Genomic DNA, 22997 nt, shown 5'->3' on the forward strand with positions numbered 1-22997 from the left:
GTTAACTATATGTAAACAGGAAGATATCTATGTCACAACTCGTTCATTTCCAGGGCAACCCGGTTGCTGTTGCAGGTTCCATTCCGCAGACTGGCAGCAAAGCGCAGGCTTTTACTCTGGTGGCTAAAGATCTGTCTGACGTCACACTGGCTCAGTTTGCGGGTAAACGCAAAGTACTGAACATTTTCCCAAGCATTGATACCGGCGTTTGTGCCGCGTCCGTGCGTAAATTCAACCAGCTGGCGACTGAAATGGACAACACCGTTGTGCTGTGCATTTCCGCTGACCTGCCGTTTGCCCAGTCCCGTTTCTGCGGTGCCGAAGGCCTGAGCAACGTTATTACCCTCTCCACCCTGCGCAGCGCAGATTTCCTCGAGAAATACGGCGTCAGCATCGCGGAAGGCCCACTGAAAGGTCTGGCAGCACGTGCCGTACTGGTTCTGGATGAAAACGACACCGTTGTCTTCAGCGAACTGGTTAACGAAATCACCACCGAGCCGGATTACACTGCCGCGCTGGACGTGCTGAAAGCATAATAAGTACTTAGCATTCTATACAACTTATTCTCAACCTCGCCGCGGCGGGGTTTTTTATTGCGCCAAAGCTGAATCGTTAAAGCACAAATGCACACAAATCACATTAATCATGCAATAACTTAGACAATATGTAACATGAGCGTGATCAATAACGCATAATAATCGTTAAATTCCCCTATTTTCATCCCCAGTGAAGCACATCACATTTCCCTTTTTATCTAAACATTAGATTTGCTTACGAAAGAAAATAATCGTTTCAGCAAAAAGGATAATATATGAAGATTAAATTCGCTTTTACGCTCCTTGCGGTACTGATATCTGGTCATGCAGCGGCTAAAACCTGGGTGCTGACAAGCGCTGAAAGCAGCGTAGAGAAAGGAAACTGGAAGATTTCCAGTGATGAGCTGAAAGTTAAAAATCAAACGTTCAGCATTGAGCAAAAAGTCTTGCATGGTGGTAAACAGGAAGGCAGCAAAGTCATCATAATTAGCAGCAAAGATGGCCTGACGATTAGCCTGAGCCCGACCCGCGGGATGAACCTTCTGAATGTAGAAGGCTTTGGCACCCGACTGGGGTGGAATTCGCCCGTTAAAGAGGTTGTTAATCCGGCCTACATCAACCTTGAAAGCCGCAACGGTCTCGGCTGGCTGGATGGTTTCAACGAGATGATGGTGCGCTGTGGCTATGAGTGGACAGGACATCCGGTCACCGCTGACGGGCAAATTTACACCCTGCACGGCAGGGCCGGTAATACCCCTGTTTCGCAGGTCGAGGTTGAAATCGCGGATGCCGCCCCGCATGAGATCCGCGTTCGCGGTTTGATCAAAGAGAGCACGTTTAAAAAAGCGGATCTGCAAACCATGACCGAACTGCGCTACGTTCCCGGAACCAACCAGTTCAGCCTGCATGATGTTCTGACCAACCATGCGGATTACCCTCATGACTACCAAATCATCTATCACAGCAACTTCGGCACGCCGATCCTTGAAGAAGGCGCGCGTTTCCTTGCGCCAGCGGCGAGCGTGAGCCCATTCAATGACTACGCCAAAGCGGGGGTTAACGACTGGCAAACCTATGCCGGGCCGACAAAAGGCTTTGATGAGATGGTCTTTAATATTAAACCGCTCGCCGACAATAACCACGAAACGCTTGCGGCGGTGGTCAATAAAGCTGGAGATAAAGGCGCGTCAATCCAGTTTGATACCCGCCAGCTGCCCGTGCTGACCTTGTGGAAGAACACCGACACGCTGAAGCAGGGCTACGTCACGGGCATTGAGCCAGGCACCAGCTACGCCTACCCCGTTACGATTGAACGCGAGCAGAAGCGGGTTAAGCAGCTGCAGCCCGGTGCCAGCGCGCAGTTTGACCTGACCTATACCCTGCTGCACAGCCCGCAGCAGGTGAAAGAGGTCGAAAACAGGATTGCATCGATTCAGGGAGAGACAAAAACAGAAATCGTTAACACGCCGATGGCGAAGGAATAACCATAAAGCAAAAAGCCTCTTTACAGAGGCTTTTTTGTTATTCATCGCCTTTCTTATGATTCAAACCGTACTCGCGCAGCTTGTTGGCGATCGCGGTGTGCGAGACGCCAAGGCGTTTTGCCAGCTTGCGGGTGCTGGGATAGCTGCGGTACAGCTGCGTCAGCACTGAGCGCTCAAAACGGCTGGTGATATCGTCCAGCGAACCTTCCATCGCCTCTTCGCCGACCGATACCGTCCCCGCGTCGTAATCAGGCAACAGAATATCCTGCGGACGCAGTTCATAACCTTCCAGCTGGGTCAGCGCGCGATAAACGGCGTTTTTGAGCTGGCGAATGTTGCCCGGCCAGCCGTAGCGCATCAGCACCGTGCCGAGATCGGCAGACAGCTTCGGACGCGGCACCCCCTGCTCGTCGGCAAAGCGGGCAACGAACAGCTCCGTTAGCGGCATGATGTCCTGCGGACAATCGCGCAGCGGTGGAATATTCAGCGTCAGGACGTTGAGGCGGTAATAGAGATCCTCGCGGAAGATCCCTTTTTGCACCAGCTCAACCAGGTTTTTCTGGGTGGCGCAAATGACGCGCACGTCCACATGCACTTCGTGATCCTCTCCGACGCGGCGGAAGGTTCCGTCATTCAGGAAACGCAGCAGCTTAGCCTGCATACGCGGCGACATTTCGCCGATTTCGTCCAGCAGCACGGAGCCGCCGTTAGCCTGCTCGAAGAACCCTTTCTTGCCTTCCGGCGCGTGGCCAAACAGCTCGCTTTCAACGGCATCTTCCGGAATAGAGGCGCAGTTAAGTGCCAGATAAGGCTTAGCCGCACGCGGGCTCGCCAGATGCACCGCGTGAGCCAGCAGGTCTTTCCCGGTGCCGGTATCCCCGGTAATCAGCAGCGGTGCGGTCAGGCTTGCGAGCTTGCGCGCCTGATCAACCACATGGCGCATTTTCGGGCTGACGGCAATAATCTGGCTGAACGCGCCGACATCCTGACTGGAGAGGTTTTGCAGCTGGCGACCCATGCGTAACGTCGAGCGCAGCATGATCACCGCCCCGGTCAACACGCGGGTATTCCCTTCCCCTTTCAGATAGACCGGCGTGATCTCCATCAGGAAATTCTGCCCGTTAATCACCACATGCTCGCTAAGCGTGTTCTGCGGATTGCTGTCCAGCCAGCGCTGGAAGTTAAAGCCGGGGATCAGCTGCGCGGCGTTATGATTGCTGAGCTTCTCCTGGCTCTGCGCGAAAAGCTGGCAGCTCGCGTGGTTAACGCGCTCAACTTTGCTTTTCAAATCCAGGGAGAGGAACGGCTCCGGCATGGCCTCCAGCAGCGCGCTCAGGGCCAGGTGCTCACGCTCTGAAGGCATCCAGGGAATGGTGCGTACATCCGTAACGCCAGCGATACGGCGGATTTCCGCCATCAGGCTGCTGAAGGTGTTAAATTCAATTTCGGCAAAATTGAGGTAAATTCGCCCGACAGGATCGATCTCAATGCCACGTAAATCAATGCTACGTAAAACAAGAAGATCGAGTAATTCGCGGGTCAGACCGAGACGGTCTTCACAGAAGACTTCAAGACGCATGGGAAATTCACCGTTTTAAGCCAATAACAGTAAAATGATATGTCAGAACACGGTGATCGGGAAGATGGCTGTCAACAAATATTGACAGCCAGCACGATAAGTGAACAAAACCTCACGGAGCGGGTTTCTTATTGAGCGTCTCTTTGAGCTGACCGATCAGTTCGCGCCTGAAATCTCCCAGACGGGGCTTATCGCCATCGATCCACGGCAGCGGACGGCAGACCTCCATCGCTTTAATCCCCAAACGCGCGGTTAATAATCCCGCACCGATACCCTGAGCGGCACGAGCAGAAAGACGCGCCGCCAGATCCTGCGACATCCAGTCCATGCCCACTTCGCGCACCAGCTCACTCGCTCCGGCAAACGCGATATTGAGCAGGACCAGTTTGAACAATCTGAGCCGACTGTAATAACCCAGCTCTATGCCGTAAAGGTTCGCGATACGGTTGATCAGGCGCAGGTTACGCCAGGCGATAAAGGCCATATCGACCAGCGCCAGCGGGCTGACGGCAATCATCAGGGTGGATTCCGCCGCAGAGCGGCTAATCTCGCGCCGCGCCTGGGCATCCAGCACCGGCTGAACCATATGGGAATAAAGCGTCACTACTTCCCGGTCATTCTGGGTTTCATGGATGGCGGCATACCAGCGCTGAAGCGCCGGATGCGACTGATCGATTCCGGCCTGGCTGGCCAGCTTTTCACAGAACGCGCGGCCTTTGCCGGTGCCGTGACTGTGGAGCAGATCCCGCGCTTCATCACGCTCGTGCGCGCGCTGGCGCAAACGCCAGAGCCGCCGCCACTCGGTGGCAACCGACCCGATACCCGCCCCCACAATCAGCGCGCCTGCGGCACATCCGCCCAGCGCGACCCAGTCCTGAGCTTGCCAGGCATTCATCGTCCACTGCACGCCTTGACCAACCACGCTTACGCCAAACAGCGCCAGCCCGGCGGTGACCATCTTGCGCCACAGGCTGCGCTTTGGACGCAGGGCGGCTTCCACAACCGCCTCTGCCGGACCTTCCTCAACGCCGGGCTCCTCGATCAGGGCCGGGGAAAAGTTATCAGCCTGCGTGCCGCTGAAGGTCTGCGCGGTTTTAAACGCCTCCTGAGGATCCTGCTCAAGCGTTCCGGTAAAGTCTATGCGCGGTTTTAACGGTTCCGTCATCGCAATTTATCTCCAATCAAAAACTCCAGCGCCGCATCCAGACGGATGTGTGGTAATGGCCGATCGACGCTCATTGCCTGAGGGCGGAAGGCTTCAAACTGGAAGCCCTGGTTCTGCCAGAAGGCCTGACCCGGCAGCCGCGCAGGCACTTCCCCCGGATAGACGGTAAGCGGTTCACCGTCGCTGAGCCGGTTCCCGCGTAATGCCGGTATTTTCTCGCCGTTAAGATCGATCAGCCCGCTTTGCGTTGCCTGCACGGACGCAAGCCCAAGGCAATCCATGCCGATCCCTTCGAAGGCGGCGTTTTGCCAGGCGTCCTGCACCAGCTGCTGCAGCAGCGATACCATATTGGCATGCTGGTCGACCGTGACGTGATCGGCCTTTGTGGCCGCAAAAAGCAGTTTGTCGATCACCGGAGAGAACAGACGGCGAAACAGCGTCCGCTGGCCGTAGTGAAAACTTTGCATCAGCTGCGTCAGGGCAAGGCGCATATCGTTGAAGGCCTGCGGCCCGCTGTTGAGCGGCTGCAGACAATCCACCAGCACAATTTGACGGTCAAATCGCAAAAAGTGGTTTTTATAGAATCCCTTAACCACTTTTTCACAGTAGTAATTGTAACGCTCGCGCAGCATCCCGGCGTTAGTGTGCCTGTCGGCCTGCGCCAGCTTCGACTCGCCCACCCCGTCCACGTCTGGCCAGGGGAAGAACTGAAGCGCAGGCGCGCCCGCTAAATCACCCGGCAGGACAAAGCGACCCGGCTGAATGAAGTGCAACCCTTCCTGCTTGCACTGATGCAAATACGCCGTCCAGGCTTCGGCAATGGCCGCCAGACGGTTTTCATCGGCCGGTGCAAGCGGATCCAGGCCTTCGCACAGCTGTCGCCATTTGGCCGACCACCCGGCGCGCTGCCCCTGCAACAACCCCGTCATCTGGCGGGACCAGCTGAGGTAGTCCTGCGCCAGCATCGGCAGGTCGAGCAACCATTCACCGGGGTAATCGACGATTTCAAGGTACAGCGTAGAAGTATCCTTGAAGTGGCGCATCAGGGATTCATTCGAGCGAAAGCGCAGCGCGAGGCGAATCTCACTCACCCCTCGCGTCGGCGTCGGCCACGTGGGCGGATCGCCGTAGAGCTGCGCCAGCCCTTCGTCATAGGTAAAGCGTGGAATACCAAAATCACGCTGAGGGACGCGCTTCACGCCCAGCAGGCGTTCTTCCCGCACCGCGCTGAGCAGCGGCAGACGCGCGCCGGCGTGCAGGTTCAGGAGCTGGTTTACCATCGCGGTGATAAACGCCGTCTTACCGCTGCGGCTAAGCCCTGTCACGGCCAGACGCAGATGGCGGTCAACGCCACGGTTCACCAGTGAATTGATTTCGTTTTTAAGTCGCTTCATCGCCGTCCTTCGTTGCCTGGAAGCCTTGAACGCATGGCTTCAGAATACAATAAATGGGGGCAGATCGTTGATTATCAATTCTTATTTATTGCTATTGCCGTTTTCTCTCCAGTAAGATGAACGACATTGCTGTCAGTCCGGAGTGAGTAAGGTGTATGTCACCCACCATCTATGATATCGCACGGGTTGCGGGCGTATCGAAATCAACCGTTTCCCGCGTTCTGAATAAACAAACGAATATTTCTCCCGAAGCGCGTGAAAAAGTGCTGAAGGCGATTGACGAATTAAATTATCAGCCCAACAAACTGGCCCGCGCCCTGACCTCTTCAGGCTTCGATGCCATTATGGTTATTTCGACCCGTTCAACCAAAACCACTGCCGGAAATCCTTTTTTCTCAGATGTCCTGCATGCCATTACGGCAAAAGCGGAAGAAGAAGGATTTGACGTTATTTTACAAACGTCAAAAAGCAGCGAAGACGATCTGCTGAAATGCGTGAATAAAATAAAACAGAAGATGATCAAAGGGATCATTATGCTGAGCTCACCGGCAAATGAATCCTTTTTCACCACGCTGGATGCGTATGGCGTACCGGTAGTAGTTATCGGCAAAGTCGAAGGTGAGTTTCAGAATATTTATTCCGTCGACACGGATAATTTCCATGACAGCGCCACGCTGACCGAAACCTTTATTAAAAACGGACGCCGTAAAATTGCCTGTCTGCATGCCCCGCTTGATTATCATGTTTCGATCGATCGTCTTGCGGGCTATAAAGCCAGTCTGGAAAAGTACCATATTGCCCTCAACCCGGACTGGATCAGGGATGGCGGTTATACCCATGAGAGTGCGCTTACGGCGGCGCTGGAATTGTTGTCTTCACCCACGCCGCCTGATGCAGTATTCGCTACCGACAGCATGAAGTTACTTAGCCTCTATCGCGCGGCGGATGAGTTGAATCTGATGATCCCGGAGCAGGTGGTCATCGCCGGATACAGTGACCCGATGCTGTCTCTCATTTTAACGCCCGCACCTGGCGGCTTCGATATCCCGACCCGAAAACTGGGCGAAGAGAGCTGCGATCTTCTTTTCAGGCGTATTGCGGGTCAGCCCGCACCGCAAAAAGTTCTCGTTGATACCCACTTTTTACTGGCGGCCTCGCTGCGCTAAAACCAGGGGCTTAGCGCCCCTGGCGTGCTCTCGGTCAGAACGCGTAATTTACCCCAACGCCCGCATAGTGGAAGCGGTCGTTTTTACCCTCGTCATGGTTTTCCCATTCATAGGCGTATTCAAGCGTCATGGATAAACCGTTGTTGAAGTCATAGGCATACTGCATACCCAGGCGGTTGAAATCATGTCCTTCACGCTCAGGATCGTCCTGCCAGTCCCAGTTCGACCAGCGATCGAGCCCCAGTCGGGTATAAGGCGTTAAGGTCGTCTGGCCCAATGAAATAGGCAGGTAGGCGCGAATTTCCTGGGTGGAGAATTCGCCGTTATTACGCGAACCGTTCATATTGAAACCGCGCTCTAAATAGTAATTCACTTTAGCCGCAAAGGTTTCGTTAATGGTCCAGGTAAAGCCCGTTTCGGTTTCAACGCGGCTATCAGAATAACCGGTTTTCTCCAGATCGTTGGCAAACTGATACATGGCAAACCAGCCGCCAAAGCGCCAGTCATCGGTTAATTTAATATCCCAGTCAGGTTGAACTTTGTAGCGCTGCATATTCGCGCTGCCGTCTTTGGCTCCGTGTTCATCTTTAAAGTGGTAGCCATAATTACGGAAACCACCGGTCAGACCGAAAGTAAAATCATCGGTTCCGATAAAGCGATAGCGTAATTCAAATTCAGGACGGTCGAAATAGGTTCCACGGGTCATACTGCTGTAATCAACCGGCCCCTCCTGATACATCGCCAGCGAAATAGTCCACGCATCCCAGGTTGCATTAAACCACACGGAAGGTTCATATAATCCATCTTTATCGTCGCCCTGCCCCTCAACGTTTTCGATTTCATACATCGCGCCGATATTAAATTCCCACTGTTTCGCTGTTTCTGATGCTTGTGCACAGCTAACCCCTGCGCACAGCACGAGCGCAGCACTTCTTAGTAGAGTACTCATTTAATTTTCCCTTTATAAGTAACAAACAAAAAAACCGGAAATTTGCATTTCCGGCGAACACCTTTCTTATCTAATAGCCGCTTCGGTTTCAGCGTCGAAGAAATGGCACTTGTTCATATCGAACTGGATGTCGATATTATCCCCAGAGGCATAATCATTCGCAGCGCCAGCGCGCACAACCAGCTCATGGCCCCCAACGGTGGCGTAAAGCATGAACTCCGCGCCGGTCAGTTCGGCTACGCTGACTTTCGCCGCGATATTCTCACCTCGACTCTGCAGCGTGAGAATATCTTCCGGGCGGATCCCAAAGACCACAGCTTTGCGCTGATACCCTGCGGCATTCAGTGAAGCGAGCTTGTCCTCCGGGATCGCCAGACGCAGCGTTTCCGTAACAAAATAGCGATCGTCGATAGCGCCGCGAATAAAGTTCATGGCTGGCGATCCAATAAATCCTGCAACAAACATGTTTGCCGGTTCGTTGTACACCTGCTTCGGTGCACCAACCTGCTGAATAATGCCGTCTTTTAAGATCACGATGCGGGTCGCCATGGTCATGGCTTCCGTCTGATCGTGGGTCACGTAAATCATGGTGGTGTTGAGCTTCTGGTGCAGCTTGCTGATTTCAGCCCGCATCTGCACGCGAAGCTTGGCATCGAGGTTAGAGAGCGGTTCATCCATCAGGAACACGCCCGCCTCGCGCACGATCGCCCTGCCCAACGCCACGCGCTGACGCTGGCCGCCGGACAGCGCGCCGGGTTTGCGCTTGAGGTACTCGCGTAATCCGAGGATCTGTGCCGCCCAGTTAACGCGGTCTTCGATAACCGCAGGCGCAATTTTTTGCATCTTCAGGCCAAACGCCATGTTGTCGTAGACCGTCATATGCGGATAAAGCGCATAGTTCTGAAAGACCATCGCAATATCGCGAGACTTGGCGGGCACGTCATTCATGCACACCCCGTCAATAATCAGTTCACCGGCGCTGATCTCCTCCAGACCGGCAATCATTCGCAGCGTCGTGGATTTACCGCAGCCCGAAGGCCCAACGAAGACGATGAACTCCTTGTCTTCGATTTCGAGACTGAAATCCTTAACCACATGGACCTGGTTATCATAGATTTTCTGAATATGTTTCAGGGACAGTTGAGCCATTGTTAATTCCTTAGCAATACGTCCGGGATGCCCAAAACTCGGTCAGGCATTTCCAGGTCAGTTCCCGCGTTGAATGAAGTTGTAATCCCGCATGGTTCAGGCCAGCCCCAATCCCAACCGATAGCAATCCCGCCGCGTTGATCGCCTCAACGCCTGCAGGTGCATCTTCGATACCTATAGCCGCGTCAGGACGCACATTCAGGCCTGCACAGGCGGCGAGGAAGATCTCCGGGTCTGGTTTTGAGCGGCGAATACGGGAAGCATCGGCGCAAAAATCGAAGGCCTGATCAATGCCAAGCGCGTGCAGGATCCCCGGGGCATTCAGGGAAACTGAGGCGAGCCCAATTTTGACCTTCGCCGCACGGATATCCGCCAGCACGTCGCGAATACCGGGAAGCAGTGAATCCTCCGTCAGCGACGCCAGAGACTGGACATAGAGCGTGTTTTTCTTCGTCGCCAGCGCGAGGCACTGCTCATCGCTAAACGTCCCCTCTTTCCCGCCATGCTTCAGGATGCGCTGAAGGGAATCCATGCGGCTAATGCCCTTCAGCTGTTCGTTAAACGCTTCGTCGAAGGTGATGCCGATTTCATCCGCCACTGCACGCCAGGCCAGAAAATGGAGGTGTGCGGTATCGGTGATCACACCGTCCAGATCGAATACAACAGCCTTAAGCATCATGGCGTCTCTCCGTGGTAGCGGTCCCATTTTCAGATGCAAGAAAATCCTTATAAGCGCAAATTTTCCGCCCCGATACCTGTAGCGTTTTGCCCCACAGCGTCAGCGTGGCAGGTGCCGAAGCTTCTATGGTTAACACCTCATTTTCATAGGTGAAGTGCAGCGTTGCGTTCCGCCAGCGCAGAGGGAATGTGAGTTTTTGCCAGTGAGCTGGCAGTTTCGGCGCAAGATGCAGCTCCCCTTCTACAATCTGCACACCGGCAAATCCCTGAATGACGCCGGACCAGATAGCGCCGGTCGCAGCGGCGTGAATTCCGTCATCGCAGCTGTGCGGGTCGTCCCCAAGATCAATGGCGACGCCATCGCGCCAGAAGGCGTAGGCACCTTCGACGTCACCACAGCGGGCAGTCACAATGCCGTGAATGGCCTTGCTCAGCGAAGAATCATGGATCGTGCGGGGCTCGTAGAACGCCAGATTGGCGGCGCACTGCTGCGGGGTAAACCGCTCCGGCAACAGGTAGGTAAGCATCACCACATCGGCCTGCTTAAGGATCTGCATGTCGTTGACTTCCGCGCGTGAATAATCGAGCAGAATGGTCTGCTTACCCGCTTTGGCTTTGTAGCGGCTCAGATCGATGGCAGGTTTTGCCATAAAGGTATCATCCTGCGGGATCACACCGTCTGAATTGGCCTCCGGCAGCCATAAGCGCGCCAGGAACCGTGTCGCTTTCTGCGTAAAACCTTCATCCTCTCGCCCAAACATCGTCATAAACTGACGAGCGCAGGCGACGTTGTGCCAGGCCAGATAGTTGGTATAAGCGTTGTTGTTCACATGCTCGGTGTATTCGTCAGGTCCGATAACGTCATGGATTTCGAGACGACCATTAATTTCCGTCGCGCGGCCCATCCAGAACGCAGCGGTTTCCATCAAGAGCGTCAGACCTTCATTCCGCATAAAGGTCTCATCGTGCGTCGCCTGCCAGTAAGCGACGACGGCCCAGGCGATGTCCGCCACGATGTGGTGTTCCGCCAGCGCGGAGGCCACCTTCTGACGCGTGCCGGTTCGGATGTTGATAGCCGCGAACTCCGGCGTCTCTTCCAGCCCGCTGGCGGCGCTTTCCCATGGAAACAACGCGCCGGGCCAGCCGTTGCGACGGGCTTTTTCCCGCGCCCCGGCCAGGTTGAGCCAACGATAGCGCAGCAGGCTACGGGCGGTCTGGGGACGCGTGAAGAGATGGAAAGGCAGCAGGAAAATTTCGGTATCCCAAAAGACGTGGCCTTTATACCCCTCTCCAGTCAGCCCTTTGGCGGCGATACTGCTTCGCTCATCATGGGCTGGCGTCATGGCCGTCAAATGCCAGACGGCGTAATCCAGCGCCATCTGATCCTGATGTTCCGTAGAGTCAACCTCCACCCGAGCGTTACGCCAGACCTCTTGCCAGGCACACGCCGAACTCTCAAGCAAGGCGTCATAGCCTCTTGCCGCACAGACTTTGAGATCGGCCAGCGCGTTGCGGGCGAAAGAGGCCTGCGACAGTGCCTTATCACTGCGATGTGCCACCCAGACGATTTTTTCAAGCGTGACAGTGTCACCCTTCGCAATCGTCAGCGAATGATGAGCGCTGAGACGACGATTTTTTGCGGTGAAACAGCTGTCGCTCTTGGCTGAGAGCTGACAATACGCTGAAACAACAATCTCAGACGCGCGGTCCTGCGTTTCATACACGCCCTGCATGTATTCCTGATCGAACACTCTGACCGACACTTCATCCAGATGCTGTCTGCCGCTGTTCGTTTGCGTTGCGTCAATGCCGGTTTGCAGCACGGCGTGCGTGACGGCATCGAGCGGCGTGATGGAAAGCTGCATGGCCACTAAGGGCAACTGGTCCAGCGACACAAAACGACGGCTCTCCAGACGATAGCGTTTCCCGTCAGGCGAGCGCCAGACGACGCAGCGACGAAGTTCGCCATTGGCAAACGCCAGCTCGCGCTGCCACTCGAGGATTTCGCCTGACAGGAGCGTGAAATTGACGCCATCCAGCTCAACATCAATACCGATGATATCCGGCAGATTGACCAGCTCAGTGGTCTCGTTGCGACCAGCACGATGATAGAGACCCGCAAGATACATGCCTCTGGTTTGCTGGGTGTAATCTTCTTCGTGCGTAGCGCGGATCCCCATGTAGCCATTACCGCAGGCCATGATGGAGGCGTATTTATTCAGGCTGTGTGGACAAAAGCCCGGGTCGGTTAATACAGACACGTTTAGCATAACGTCACGCTTTCCCCTGTTTCTGCAGATTCATACAGCGCGGCGACGAGCTGCTGGATAACCAGCCCCTGCTCTGCATCAGCGATCATGACGGGCTCTCCCTGCACATGCCGCACAAAGGCATCCATACTGCGCATATGACGCCGATCGTCAGCCTCTTCACGCTGCGTGAGGGTGACTAAAGTCCCGGCTTCGTCGTTGTAGATGTGCGCCGGGAACAGCATGGCGCCCGCCTTTTCACCGCAAAATGCGACGTTCATGATGGATTGTTCACGGATATTGAGCGCAAACGACGTGTCCAGACGCAGAATGCCGCCGTTGCAAAATTCAATGGTGCCAAACAGGGCATCTTCAACGGTAAACTGCGTGGGATCCCACGCGCCAAACTGGCCGCTGCTTTTACGGTTTCCCAGCCTCTGGAAGCTGTGTGCCGTCACCTTTTTTACCGCCGGGAACCCCAGCACGTACATCGCGGCATCGAGCATATGGATGCCAATATCAATCAGCGGCCCACCGCCCTGTAGCGTTTTGTTGGTAAAGACGCCCCAGCCGGGAACCCCGCAGCGGCGTAGCGCCTGCGCAGTGGTGTAATAAATTTCTCCCAGCGCCCCCTTCATCACGGCCTCACGCAGCAGTTGCGTATCGAGAGCAAAACGATGGTGAAAATCATAGGCCAGCACTTTTCCCGCCTTGCGCGCGGCCATGCGCATCCGATCGGCCTCCTGCGGCGTCATAGCAGGTGGTTTTTCACACATCACGTGGCAGCCAGCTTCCAGCGCTGCCATGACGTGCTCGAAATGGAACCGGTTAGGCGAACAGACGCTCACCACATCCGGCTTAACCGCCTCGAGCATGTCTCGCGCATCCTGCCATACCGAGGAAATACCATGACGTTCCGCAAACGCCAGAGCCTGTTCAGGATGGCTGTCCATGACAGCCACCATCTGAACATCACTGCGCGTGGCGTAATACGAGGCATGCACTTTATCCGCGACCTGCCCGGCGCCAATGATGGCGACGCGCAGAGGCGAAGGTGTAGAAGCACTCATCACGCTCGTCATCCTTAGCATTCACGCAAGTAAGTGAGCGAATCCCGGTATGCCTGAGCCGGATCCTCGGCGCGAACACGGCACTCATACACCACGTAACCCTGGTAGTTATCGGCACGCAGCTGATCGAACAGGCTGGCAAAATCGAGGCTACCGCTGCCCGGCTGGTAGCGGTGGTTATCTGCAATGTGCACATGGCCCAGCAGATCGCGGTGCTGATGCAGCGCATCCGTCAGCGAGTCTTCTTCGATGTTCATATGATAGAAATCGCCGATGATCTGCACGTGCTTCAGACCGTTCTCTTCGATATAGCGACGCGCGTCAGCCAGGGTGTTGATCATGTGATCCTGATAACGGTTCAGCGGCTCCAGGTAGACGGTTGTTCCGGTGCGCGCCGCCACCTCATCCAGCCAGCGCAGGGAGGCGCTTACGGCTTTGCGGTCACCGTCCAGGCTGCGTGGAGAGGTCATTGGTGGCAGACGGAAGGTAAACATCCCCCAGGCAGCAGGCACGATAATGCCCTTTCCGCCAACTTCCGCCAGCGCTTCCAGAATGCGTTCGATCTGCTGTAACCCGTTCAGACGGCGTTCTTCGATGAAATCACCGATCCAGCCATCGTATCCGCCACATGCTGTCGTCACCGGCAGACCGGTGGCTTTGATGGCCGCTTTCACTTCATCGAGGTTTTCCACCAGCAGGCGGCCGTCAATTTCGTAACCATCAAAGCCCATCGCTTTGATGTACTCGAATTTTTCCATGATGCTGGTCGGGAAAAAGGCCTGGTTTTGTGTTGCGATCTTCATGATTTGCTGTCCTTAGCTTAAAAAGTGACGCCCATTTTGATACTGAGTTCCGGGTGCTGATCGACATACTTCATATAGCTTTCCGGGGTGGTGGCGAAGGTCACGACCGGGTCGATCAGATCTTCACAATTCAGATAACCGTTCATCAGCAATTCCCAGCAGGTCTCTTCAATACGCTTGCGGCTCCAGCGCGGGTAGTCCGGGTTGGGTTCGCTGCAGGCACGGGAGAAGACAATCTTCGCGTTATTGAAATGCGCTTCGCGGCCGAGGTTAAAGCCTTCCGCGAACGGTTTTGCGAAAGCTACATAGGAGATGGTGCCGCCGTAGGCAAGTCCGCGCAGCGCGGACTGCAGCGCATCTGCAAAGCCGCTGGTTTCGATGATCGCGTCCGCGCCCTGCTTCCCGGTCAGCTTTTTGATTTCCAGACCGACATCAGTGCCTATTGGGTTCAGACAGTGGTCTGCCCCATGACGACGGGCGATCTCACAGCGGTGTTCGATTGGATCAACGCCGATAACCACTGACGCACCGGCTTTTTTCGCCAGCTGGATCGCAATCTGCCCAATGGCTCCCAGACCGACCACGACCACAAAGTCGCCCACGCGAACGTTGGCATCACGCACGCCGCTCATGGCGAACTGCGCCGGATCGTAGCAAACGGCGTTTTTCCAGGACGCACCCTGAGGCATTTTGCGCAGCTTGTAGTTGTTCACCGCGTTAACGATCACCGTTTCCTGCAGCGGGCCGTAGCAGCAGACGCTGTCGCCGATCTGATATTCAGTGACGTCATCACCGCATTCGATAATCTCGCCAACAATCATGTTGCCCAGCTGGAACTTACCGAATTCGATCCCGCGGGCCGCCCCTTCTTCACGCGGCGTGAACATCTGCCACTCCGCGTTGAACTCTTCGTCAATAAACGGGCTTGCCGCGCGGAAATCCACGACTTCAGTGCCGTGCTTTGGCGCGCCAAAGCGTGCACGAATTTTCACTTCATGTGCTCCCACAGCACGATCTTCATATTCCACCAGCGCCGCCACGCGTGGCGCTGTCGCTACTAATTTTTTCATGACTGACTCCTTGTTAAAATTGGCCGCCTCAGCCCTTCACGCCACCGGCGGTCAAACCACTTTTAATAAAACGTTCAGACAGGGCGTACATGATGACCACCGGAAGCGCCGTCACCAGCGATGCCGCCATCATGCGACCCCAGATATAATCTGGTGTGCTAAAGAGCGTGTTCAGCCCGACCGGCAAGGTGAAATTGCTGGCGCTGGACAGGAAAATGGACGCAAACAGATAGTCGTTCCACGCCACCATGAAGCAGTAGACAAACACCGATACGAGCCCGGAAATCGCCAGCGGCACGGTGATGCGGAAGATGATTTGCAGGCGGTTAAGGCCGTCCATCATCGCGGCTTCTTCGATTTCGTCCGGGATGGTGTCGAAATAGCTGCGCAGCATGAACACCGCTGTCGGTAACGTTTGGGTCACCATGGTGATAATCAGCGCCAGCTCGGTGTCGTAGATCCCAAGGGCAGTGATGATTTTGAACAGCGGCACCACCAGCAATATTCCGGAGAACATGTAGACGGTGTAAAAACTCGCGTTGATCGTCGTGCGGCCTTTAAAACGCAGTTTGGACAAGGCGTAAGCCCCCAGCGTGCCGAGAAACACGGCAATCACCGAGGAGATCAGCGACACCACCATGCTGTTTTTGAAATAGTCCACAAACGGGAAAATCAGCGGGTTAAAGATGTCGACGTAATGCTGCAGCGTCCACGCCTGCGGCAAAATGGTCGGGTTAAGCGATATGGCCTCTTTCGCGCTCTTGAATGACGTCATCAGCATCACGAAGAACGGGAATAGCGTGATGACCAGGAACACCGCCAGACCGAGATAAAAACCAATACGGCTCAGTACGCGCTTATTTGTTGCCATTGAGGTTTACCCTTTTTCTGGTCAGCAGAATCACCGCGAAGATGATCACGAACAGCACGACGGAGATCGCCGCAGCCTTACCCAAATCGTTGAAAGCGAATGCCGTTTTGTAGAGGTAGACGCCCAAAATATCGACCTTGGTCGTCAACAGATAGACATCCGCAAACATGTAGAACATCCAGATAGTGCGGAGCGTCACTACCGTTGCCAGCACCGGCATAATCGCGGGCAGCGTAACGATTCGAAAACGCTGCCAGGCATTCGCGCCGTCCATTTCCGCCGCTTCATACAGCGACTTATCAATGGTCTGCAAAATCGCGAGGAACGAAATGAACGCGTACGGGAAGTAGCGCCAGATGGCGAACAGCACCACCAGCACAAAGCTGCTGCCAGGATTGTCGAACCACAGGGGGGCCTGGTCATACAGATGCAGCAGGTCAACGCCCAGATAGTTCACAATGCCGTAGCCGTTGTTGAACATGTATTTCCATGCAAACACCAGCGAAATGGACGGGGTGACGTAGGACAAAATCACCAGTGAACGTGCCGTTTTCCGCAGACGGAATTCACGGTTAAAGAAGATCGCAACCGCCAGACCCAACCCCGTGCTGCCGATCACCACCAGCGCGGTGTACCAGAACGTCATCCACAGCGAGTGCCAGAATGCTGCATCACTGAGAATGCGAATGTAATTATCCAGCCCGACAAACACAGCGCTAATGCGCGGGTTAAGCGGCAGACGTAAGAAACTGATTTCAATATTGGAAATCATTGGCCAGGCCACCAGGCCCCCCAGCAAAATCAGGCTGGGGGCCAACAGCAGCATGGCGAAAGGCATATCTGAACGACCAGAAAACAACGTCTTCATAATTTCCTTCCGCAGAGCGCTCCTATCGTTGTGAAATCAGATCGGTCAGACGCTTCTGGCTGTTACTAAGCGTGTTGCTGAGATCTTTTTTCCCCACCGTGACGTTATGCACCATGGAACTGATGATGCCGGACCCGGTAACATCGCCCATGCGTGTGAAGTTTTTGTCCCCCACCGCGCCAAACACCTGCACATTCGGGAACTGCGCAATCAGTTCGTAAGGCAGTTGTCCAAACGCTTTAATCACATCGTTGTTTTTCCAGGTATCGGTGCCCACCACCAGCTTGTTCACCGGCAGTGCCGCGCCGGGCGACATCATGACCCAGTCGGTTGCGTTTTGAGCCTGCTCCATCCATGTCACAAATTTCTCAGCCGCCTGAGTCTCATCTTCAGTTTGACCGGTGGTAATCGTCAGCGACGTGACCATGCCATAAACAGCAGAAGAGGTTTCTGTTGGGACGACGAAGCCCAGATTGGCAGGTTTTCCGTCCTGGAATACCGCCGGAAGGATGTAGGTGGAGTACACCGCCATCGGCGCAGAACCGTTCATGAAGGCATCTTTGATCTCCATGACGTCGTTTGAACCCGGCATGGTGGTCGCGGCCAGATCTTTATAAAACGCCAGGGCTTTTGCCATTTCAGGGGTATCGATGTCGACATTCCCTTTGGCATCAAAAACGTTCGCGCCGCCGGAAAGCGCAAACTGGGAGAATGCCTGCTCCGTCATCACGCTTTCGGCGGTGGGCAGCGCAATGCCGTAATGTTTTTTAGCCGGGTCGTTGAGCCTCTGGCTGGCTTTCAGCAGCTGTTCCCAGTTATGCGGCTCCTGGATACCCGCCGCAGCAAGCGCATCTTTGTGATACCAGACGCCGGATAGCCAGGCGCTGACTGGCACTCCCGTCCAGGCAGAACCGTCTTCCGTACGAACAACACGCAAAATGCCGTCATAGAAGGTGTCCTCGCCTACCGCTTTAATGGCTTCGCCGATAGCTTTGCGATCCAGCAATTGTTCCTTGTCCATAACTTTCGCGTAGTCATGGCTGACTTCGATCACCTCGGGCAGCGCGCCCGTTCTGGCGAGCGTAATGACCTTGGTGTTGTAGGCATCCTCTTCGACCGGCACCTGTTTCACCGTGATACCGGGGTTCTCTTTCTCGAACTTTTCGATAAGCTTCGTTATAACCGCCTGGCGCTCCTGCTCGACTGACGAGTGCATAAACTCAATAGTGACAGCAGTCTTTTTGTCGTCCTTGCAGCCTGATAACAAGGCGCACGAAACCAGTGCTGAAATCAGCACGATTCTGGGCATTTTCATTTTTAAGGTCCTTTTTAGTTTTCTTTAATCCACAACACCTGCCATGGATGTAGGGTCAACTTTTTGTCTGTAATATCGTTTCCGGTGATCAAGTCATTTCCGGATTGAATATCGGATTCCACCGTTTGAATGCTGTCACTGAAATTAAACAGCGCCGTTATTTTTTCACCACAACCCGCCACGCGAACGATTTTTAAAACATGTTCACCTGACGCGCTAAAATAAGCCTCGCTGTCTGGGTGAAATGCTTTCTCCGCCCGACGCAGCGCGATTAACTGGCTTAACGAGCAATAGACCTGAGAACGCAGGCTATTTTTATCTTCAAGCTCGCTATCAATTTGCCCTGCCGTGTATTTCTCTCGATTAATCGCACGGTTGTATCCCAGGCGCTCAACACCTGCATAATCATTACGGGAACCGAGAATGCTCTGGATATAAACCGCAGGCACGCCGGGGAAGCTTAAAAGGACGGCATGCGCCAGAATAAAACGGGCAATCCGTTGGCTGTCAGGACTGTTACGCGTACTTAATGCATCCAGATAGGTCACATTAATTTCATAAGGACTGCGTGTGCCATCCGGGTTATTTTTCCAGTTAACCAACGCCCCTTCAGCCTGAAGTTTTTCCACAAGCGAGAGGATTTCCGGCTCGGGTAAAATTCCGCGTAACGGATTCAGACCAATCCCGTCATGCGAGGCCAGGAAGTTAAACCAGGTGGTTTTCGTGGAAGGCAACGTCAGCGACGCCGCCCACTGGCTCAGCGTCCGGACGTCCTGACAATGCACCGCATGCAGCACCAGCGGGGGCAAAGAGAACTGATAAACCATCTGCGCTTCATTTTCACCGTCACCAAAGTAAGCAACGTTATCTTTATGCGGAACGTTCGTCTCGGTGATAATCACCGTTCCCGGGGCGACAGCCTCGGTAATGGCGCGGAAAAGCTGGATGAGCTGATGGGTTTGCTCAAGGTGGATGCAGTTTGTTCCGGGTAGTTTCCACATGAAGCCTACAGCATCCAGACGAATGTATCGCGCCCCTTCAATAAGATAATGCAGCAGCACGTCGACCATCGCGATCAGCACATGCGGAGAGGCGAAATTGAGATCAACCTGGTCCTCGCTGAAGGTGGTCCACAGGTGTCGCACGCTGCCGTCATGCAGCGTGAAAGGCGTAAGAAGCGGTAAAGCACGCGGACGCGTCACCGCGGATAAATCTGTTTCAGGATCGACAGAAATAAAGAAATCGCTATACCCAGGAATTTGCTTCAGGTAATTAGCGAACCATTTACTTTTGGCTGACATATGGTTACAGACGAAATCAAACATTAAACTGGCTGACTTTTTTAATTCGGCAACGTCTCGCCACGTTCCGGTTTCCGGTGCAACCTCATGATAATCAATAACAGAAAACCCGTCGTCCGAAGACCATGGATAAAAAGGCAAGAGATGGACATGAGAAAAAGAATGAGAAAGCCATCTGTTATAAAAACGTGTAAAAACAGGCAGCGCCTTCTCCCCTTTCGCTGAAAACTGATCGGCATAGGTGATCAGGACAACGTCTTTTTCATCCCAACCCGTTTTACGTTTTTCCGTAATAACAGAAGCGGCCTTTTCAATATTTTCCAGCAGCACATTAAGATGGGCTTCAGAAAACGTTTCCCCGTAAACAAAATTAATGATCTCTTTAATTTTTGTATCCATTTCATTTTCCATGGTAGCGGTCCCACGGAGTGGCAATCTACTCCCATGAAAAATATCTGTCAACGGACCAGAAAGGAGAAAAAGGTGATTGCAAAGCAGCTCAGCGCAATATTGTGAGCTGCCGCAAAGAAAGAACGGGGAAAAGAGGAAATGCGGTTAACCGTCGCCAGACCCTCCCCCGTCAGGGAAAGGGCTAACGCCAGCGGGAATTATTGGGATAAGTAGCGGCGAGAAAGCCGTTTTGCCACCTTTTGCAACAGCGGTTCGAGCGCCACGGCCAGCACCATTCTGACCGGCTTGCGGGCAACGGATTTAATTGCCCAACCTGCCACACCTGCCGGGCCGAACCGTAACGCGGTCAGCAGGACCAGTTTACCTGCGATTTTCAGGCCGGGTTTTACCTTCTGACCGGCCTGTTGCCAGTGTTGTTTCATCTCATCTCTCTCTTAAAGCTGACGAAAGCGACTTCTCAGCGTAAACGTATCCGAGGTGACATAGCGTTCCATTTCCCGTAGCCGCTTCTCACCGGCGGCGAGTTGCTCATCAACGGCATTGAGAAGATCGCTGCTGGTCGGGGCTCCCTCCGCAGCCAGCTCTCCTTCCGGCATCGGGTCAAGAACAAACGACAGGACGATGTATGCCACCAGGGTAATAAACGCCAGGCCGAAGAAGATCGATAGCACCGCGACCACGCGGACAAGTTTAACCGGGACATCAAGATAGTGAGCCAGCCCGGCGCAAACGCCGCGCACCATGCCCTGCTGTGGAATTCGCCACAGCTTTTTGTTCAGATTCAGTCCAGACATTAACGGTCCCTCCAGTTTGGATGCTCAGCATCCAGGATGGCTTCCAGCGCCTGAATGCGTTCGCGCATTTTGTTCGCTTCGTCGGAGAGCTGCACCAGACGCTGTTGTTCACTCTGGGAGAGTTCGCCCCGAGAAGAACGGTTGCTGTAGTGCAGCCATAGCCAAATCGGCAAAACGAACAGCACGAAAATTGTCAGGGGAATGGCCAGAAAAAGCGCGCTCATGTGTACTCCTTGTCTTATGATGCGGCACGCTCAGGTGCCGCAGGAATTATTATTGGTTGTCTTGCTTCATTTTGGCTTTCAGTGCCGCCAACTGCTCGCTGATTTCATCATCAGCCTTCAGATCGGCGAACTGTTGATCCAGCGACTTCTGCTTGCCGATGCCGTGGCTTTCGGCTTCCGCTTCCATGTGGTCGATACGACGTTCAAACGATTCAAAACGCGCCATCGCTTCATCGAGCTTACCGCTGTCCAGCTGACGACGCACGTCGCGGGAGGAGCTTGCCGCCTGGTGACGCAGGGTCAGCGCCTGCTGACGCGCGCGGGTTTCGCTCAGTTTGTTTTCAAGCTCACCAATCTCTTTCTTCATACGGTTGAGCGTGTCGTCCACCAGCGTCACTTCATGCTCGAGCGTCGCGACCATATCGGCCAGCTTCTGTTTTTCGATCAGCGCCGCACGGGCCAGATCTTCTTTATCTTTGCGCAGCGCAAGTTCCGCTTTTTCCTGCCATTCGTTCAGCTGAGCGGTAGCTTGTTCAATGCGACGCGTAAGCTGTTTTTTCTCCGCCAGCGCGCGGGCGGAGGTTGAACGCACTTCAACCAGCGTGTCTTCCATCTCCTGAATCATCAGACGTACCAGCTTCTGCGGATCTTCCGCTTTCTCAAGCAGTGAGTTGATGTTGGCGTTCACGATGTCGGCAAAACGAGAAAAAATACCCATAATCTGATCCTCATAGTTCTGTTATCGGGCCAGGCCCTGCTGTACTGATAATACAAACATCATGCCAGGTTTTTATCTCATTGATTTTACTAAGCATGATTGCTTTTTGCGCAGTGAAGAACTATTCTTCCCTGGTGAATATCGCTAAGGAGTGGTTAATTTCATCATGCCCGGATACAAAGACAATTTACTCGGCGAAGCAAACAGCTTTCTCGAAGTGCTGGAACAGGTCTCTCGCCTGGCGCCGCTTAACAAACCGGTGCTGATCATCGGTGAACGTGGAACGGGGAAAGAGCTGATAGCCAACCGTCTGCATTACCTGTCCGGGCGCTGGGATGGCCCATTTATTTCCCTTAACTGCGCGGCGCTGAATGAAAACCTGCTCGACACCGAGCTCTTCGGCCATGAAGCGGGCGCGTTTACCGGTGCCCAGAAACGCCATCCCGGACGCTTTGAGCGCGCCGACGGCGGTACGCTTTTTCTGGATGAGCTGGCCACCGCCCCCATGCTGGTGCAGGAAAAACTGCTGCGCGTGATTGAGTACGGCGAACTGGAGCGCGTCGGCGGTAGCCAGCCGCTGCAGGTTAACGTGCGCCTGGTGTGCGCCACTAACGCCAACCTGCCGGAGATGGTGGCGGAGGAGAAATTCCGTGCCGACCTCCTTGACCGCCTGGCCTTTGACGTCGTTCAACTTCCTCCGCTGCGCGAGCGCAGAAGCGACATCATGCTGCTGGCAGACCAGTTTGCGATTCAGATGTGCCGCGAACTCGGACTGCCGCTGTTCCCAGGCTTCAGCGATTATGCACAGGAGACGCTGCTCGCTTACCACTGGCCGGGAAATATCCGTGAACTGAAAAACGTCGTGGAGCGCTCCGTCTATCGTCACGGCAGCAGCGAGACGGAGCTGGACAACATCATTATCGATCCTTTTCAGCGCAGCGCGCCGTCGCTACCCACACCAGCGTCTTCAGGCTATGCCCCTACTCTCCCCCTTGATTTACGCCAGTTCCAGAACGAACAGGAGAAACAGCTGCTGGAGCAAAGCCTGAAGACGGCGAAATATAACCAGAAACGGGCGGCTGAACTGCTGGGTCTGACCTACCATCAGTTAAGGGCATTGCTCAAAAAGCATCAAATGCGCTGACAATATCAGCACTTACCTGCAGACATTTTTACGAAGCATGCGTAAGTGCGATACACTTT

Annotated in this window: 22 protein-coding genes; 4 read left to right on the forward strand and 18 right to left on the reverse strand. The window is 54.3% G+C overall.

The window, feature by feature from the left end; translation table 11 throughout:
* The first annotated feature begins 29 nt into the window (after nt 1-29).
* Both tpx and ADJ24_RS05680 read left to right on the forward strand, forming a co-directional pair.
* The gene (tpx, locus tag ADJ24_RS05675) at nt 30-536 is read left to right on the forward strand and encodes a thiol peroxidase (RefSeq protein WP_023312026.1); all 507 of its coding nucleotides are present in this window, start codon (nt 30-32) and stop codon (nt 534-536) included.
* 275 nt (nt 537-811) lie between these two features.
* Nucleotides 812-2020: an aldose 1-epimerase family protein gene (locus ADJ24_RS05680; protein ID WP_023312027.1), complete on the forward strand. Its 1209-nt coding sequence runs from the start codon at nt 812-814 to the stop codon at nt 2018-2020.
* Between the two features lie 37 nt (nt 2021-2057).
* Here the strand turns inward: ADJ24_RS05680 and tyrR are convergent, their stop codons facing one another.
* From tyrR to ADJ24_RS05695, 3 genes are all read right to left on the reverse strand, one after another.
* A complete protein-coding gene (gene tyrR, locus ADJ24_RS05685; protein WP_023312028.1) occupies nt 2058-3599 on the reverse strand; it encodes a transcriptional regulator TyrR in 1542 nt (513 codons plus the stop codon).
* 112 nt (nt 3600-3711) lie between these two features.
* On the reverse strand, nt 3712-4764 hold the full coding sequence (locus ADJ24_RS05690) for a YcjF family protein (RefSeq protein ID WP_023312029.1): 1053 nt from the start codon (nt 4762-4764) through the stop codon (nt 3712-3714).
* Nucleotides 4761-6158, reverse strand: a complete 1398-nt coding sequence (locus tag ADJ24_RS05695; RefSeq protein WP_023312030.1) for a YcjX family protein — start codon at nt 6156-6158, stop codon at nt 4761-4763. The genes ADJ24_RS05690 and ADJ24_RS05695 overlap by 4 nt, the downstream gene beginning before the upstream one ends.
* 155 nt (nt 6159-6313) lie before the next feature.
* On the opposite strand from ADJ24_RS05695, the gene ADJ24_RS05700 reads away from it, so the two are divergent.
* On the forward strand, nt 6314-7324 hold the full coding sequence (locus ADJ24_RS05700; RefSeq protein ID WP_023312031.1) for a LacI family DNA-binding transcriptional regulator: 1011 nt from the start codon (nt 6314-6316) through the stop codon (nt 7322-7324).
* Nucleotides 7325-7358: 34 nt separating this feature from the next.
* Here ADJ24_RS05700 and ADJ24_RS05705 read toward each other — a convergent pair whose 3' ends face one another.
* From ADJ24_RS05705 to pspA, 15 genes are all read right to left on the reverse strand, one after another.
* Entirely contained in the window at nt 7359-8273 is a 915-nt protein-coding gene (locus tag ADJ24_RS05705; RefSeq protein ID WP_023312032.1) for an OmpG family monomeric porin, read from the reverse strand.
* A 66-nt stretch (nt 8274-8339) separates the two neighbouring features.
* Entirely contained in the window at nt 8340-9422 is a 1083-nt protein-coding gene (locus ADJ24_RS05710) for an ABC transporter ATP-binding protein (RefSeq protein ID WP_023312033.1), read from the reverse strand.
* Between the two features lie 10 nt (nt 9423-9432).
* On the reverse strand, nt 9433-10101 hold the full coding sequence (gene pgmB, locus ADJ24_RS05715) for a beta-phosphoglucomutase (RefSeq protein ID WP_023312034.1): 669 nt from the start codon (nt 10099-10101) through the stop codon (nt 9433-9435).
* Nucleotides 10091-12370 (reverse strand): glycoside hydrolase family 65 protein, encoded by a 2280-nt coding sequence (locus ADJ24_RS05720; RefSeq protein WP_023312035.1) that lies wholly within the window; start codon nt 12368-12370, stop codon nt 10091-10093. The genes pgmB and ADJ24_RS05720 overlap by 11 nt, the downstream gene beginning before the upstream one ends.
* Nucleotides 12364-13422, reverse strand: a complete 1059-nt coding sequence (locus ADJ24_RS05725; protein WP_088545041.1) for a Gfo/Idh/MocA family protein — start codon at nt 13420-13422, stop codon at nt 12364-12366. The genes ADJ24_RS05720 and ADJ24_RS05725 overlap by 7 nt, the downstream gene beginning before the upstream one ends.
* 11 nt (nt 13423-13433) lie before the next feature.
* Nucleotides 13434-14222 carry a sugar phosphate isomerase/epimerase family protein gene (locus ADJ24_RS05730; RefSeq protein WP_023312037.1) on the reverse strand — a complete coding sequence of 263 codons (789 nt, stop codon included), beginning with the start codon at nt 14220-14222 and terminating at the stop codon, nt 13434-13436.
* Nucleotides 14223-14239: 17 nt separating this feature from the next.
* A complete protein-coding gene (locus ADJ24_RS05735) occupies nt 14240-15292 on the reverse strand; it encodes a zinc-dependent alcohol dehydrogenase (RefSeq protein WP_023312038.1) in 1053 nt (350 codons plus the stop codon).
* 28 nt (nt 15293-15320) lie between these two features.
* Entirely contained in the window at nt 15321-16163 is an 843-nt protein-coding gene (locus ADJ24_RS05740) for a carbohydrate ABC transporter permease (RefSeq protein ID WP_045400139.1), read from the reverse strand.
* Nucleotides 16150-17031: a carbohydrate ABC transporter permease gene (locus tag ADJ24_RS05745; protein ID WP_023312040.1), complete on the reverse strand. Its 882-nt coding sequence runs from the start codon at nt 17029-17031 to the stop codon at nt 16150-16152. The genes ADJ24_RS05740 and ADJ24_RS05745 overlap by 14 nt, the downstream gene beginning before the upstream one ends.
* A gap of 22 nt (nt 17032-17053) precedes the next feature.
* Complete coding sequence (locus tag ADJ24_RS05750) at nt 17054-18346, reverse strand: ABC transporter substrate-binding protein (protein ID WP_023312041.1); 1293 nt, start codon at nt 18344-18346, stop codon at nt 17054-17056.
* 14 nt (nt 18347-18360) lie between these two features.
* The gene (locus ADJ24_RS05755) at nt 18361-20058 is read right to left on the reverse strand and encodes a sugar phosphorylase (RefSeq protein WP_023312042.1); all 1698 of its coding nucleotides are present in this window, start codon (nt 20056-20058) and stop codon (nt 18361-18363) included.
* Between the two features lie 197 nt (nt 20059-20255).
* Nucleotides 20256-20480: a phage shock protein PspD gene (gene pspD / locus ADJ24_RS05760; protein ID WP_023312043.1), complete on the reverse strand. Its 225-nt coding sequence runs from the start codon at nt 20478-20480 to the stop codon at nt 20256-20258.
* Nucleotides 20481-20492: 12 nt separating this feature from the next.
* Nucleotides 20493-20852, reverse strand: coding sequence for an envelope stress response membrane protein PspC (pspC, locus tag ADJ24_RS05765; protein ID WP_023312044.1), 360 nt, complete (start codon nt 20850-20852; stop codon nt 20493-20495).
* The gene (gene pspB / locus ADJ24_RS05770; protein WP_023312045.1) at nt 20852-21076 is read right to left on the reverse strand and encodes an envelope stress response membrane protein PspB; all 225 of its coding nucleotides are present in this window, start codon (nt 21074-21076) and stop codon (nt 20852-20854) included. Before pspB ends, pspC begins: the two co-directional genes overlap by 1 nt.
* A 49-nt stretch (nt 21077-21125) precedes the next feature.
* Entirely contained in the window at nt 21126-21794 is a 669-nt protein-coding gene (gene pspA, locus ADJ24_RS05775; protein ID WP_023312046.1) for a phage shock protein PspA, read from the reverse strand.
* Nucleotides 21795-21960: 166 nt separating this feature from the next.
* Between pspA and pspF the strand changes: the two genes are divergently transcribed.
* On the forward strand, nt 21961-22938 hold the full coding sequence (pspF, locus tag ADJ24_RS05780) for a phage shock protein operon transcriptional activator (protein WP_023312047.1): 978 nt from the start codon (nt 21961-21963) through the stop codon (nt 22936-22938).
* Nucleotides 22939-22997 lie beyond the last annotated feature (59 nt).

The sequence above is a fragment of the Enterobacter sp. 940_PEND genome (assembly GCF_001059415.1).
Lineage (GTDB): Bacteria > Pseudomonadota > Gammaproteobacteria > Enterobacterales > Enterobacteriaceae > Enterobacter > Enterobacter cloacae_M.

Bases quoted from the DNA above. Each gene is read 5' to 3' on its own strand.
- ADJ24_RS05700 (WP_023312031.1), top strand. From the start codon at position 6,314: ATGTCACCCACCATCTATGATATCGCACGGGTTGCGGGCGTATCGAAA.
- ADJ24_RS05710 (WP_023312033.1), bottom strand. From the start codon at position 9,422: ATGGCTCAACTGTCCCTGAAACATATTCAGAAAATCTATGATAACCAG.
- ADJ24_RS05755 (WP_023312042.1), bottom strand. From the start codon at position 20,058: ATGGAAAATGAAATGGATACAAAAATTAAAGAGATCATTAATTTTGTT.
- pspF (WP_023312047.1), top strand. From the start codon at position 21,961: ATGCCCGGATACAAAGACAATTTACTCGGCGAAGCAAACAGCTTTCTC.
- ADJ24_RS05695 (WP_023312030.1), bottom strand. From the start codon at position 6,158: ATGAAGCGACTTAAAAACGAAATCAATTCACTGGTGAACCGTGGCGTT.
- pspD (WP_023312043.1), bottom strand. From the start codon at position 20,480: ATGAAACAACACTGGCAACAGGCCGGTCAGAAGGTAAAACCCGGCCTG.
- tyrR (WP_023312028.1), bottom strand. From the start codon at position 3,599: ATGCGTCTTGAAGTCTTCTGTGAAGACCGTCTCGGTCTGACCCGCGAA.
- pspC (WP_023312044.1), bottom strand. From the start codon at position 20,852: ATGTCTGGACTGAATCTGAACAAAAAGCTGTGGCGAATTCCACAGCAG.
- ADJ24_RS05740 (WP_045400139.1), bottom strand. From the start codon at position 16,163: ATGGCAACAAATAAGCGCGTACTGAGCCGTATTGGTTTTTATCTCGGT.
- ADJ24_RS05680 (WP_023312027.1), top strand. From the start codon at position 812: ATGAAGATTAAATTCGCTTTTACGCTCCTTGCGGTACTGATATCTGGT.
- pspB (WP_023312045.1), bottom strand. From the start codon at position 21,076: ATGAGCGCGCTTTTTCTGGCCATTCCCCTGACAATTTTCGTGCTGTTC.
- tpx (WP_023312026.1), top strand. From the start codon at position 30: ATGTCACAACTCGTTCATTTCCAGGGCAACCCGGTTGCTGTTGCAGGT.
- pspA (WP_023312046.1), bottom strand. From the start codon at position 21,794: ATGGGTATTTTTTCTCGTTTTGCCGACATCGTGAACGCCAACATCAAC.
- ADJ24_RS05745 (WP_023312040.1), bottom strand. From the start codon at position 17,031: ATGAAGACGTTGTTTTCTGGTCGTTCAGATATGCCTTTCGCCATGCTG.
- ADJ24_RS05750 (WP_023312041.1), bottom strand. From the start codon at position 18,346: ATGAAAATGCCCAGAATCGTGCTGATTTCAGCACTGGTTTCGTGCGCC.
- ADJ24_RS05730 (WP_023312037.1), bottom strand. From the start codon at position 14,222: ATGAAGATCGCAACACAAAACCAGGCCTTTTTCCCGACCAGCATCATG.
- pgmB (WP_023312034.1), bottom strand. From the start codon at position 10,101: ATGATGCTTAAGGCTGTTGTATTCGATCTGGACGGTGTGATCACCGAT.
- ADJ24_RS05705 (WP_023312032.1), bottom strand. From the start codon at position 8,273: ATGAGTACTCTACTAAGAAGTGCTGCGCTCGTGCTGTGCGCAGGGGTT.
- ADJ24_RS05735 (WP_023312038.1), bottom strand. From the start codon at position 15,292: ATGAAAAAATTAGTAGCGACAGCGCCACGCGTGGCGGCGCTGGTGGAA.
- ADJ24_RS05720 (WP_023312035.1), bottom strand. From the start codon at position 12,370: ATGCTAAACGTGTCTGTATTAACCGACCCGGGCTTTTGTCCACACAGC.
- ADJ24_RS05690 (WP_023312029.1), bottom strand. From the start codon at position 4,764: ATGACGGAACCGTTAAAACCGCGCATAGACTTTACCGGAACGCTTGAG.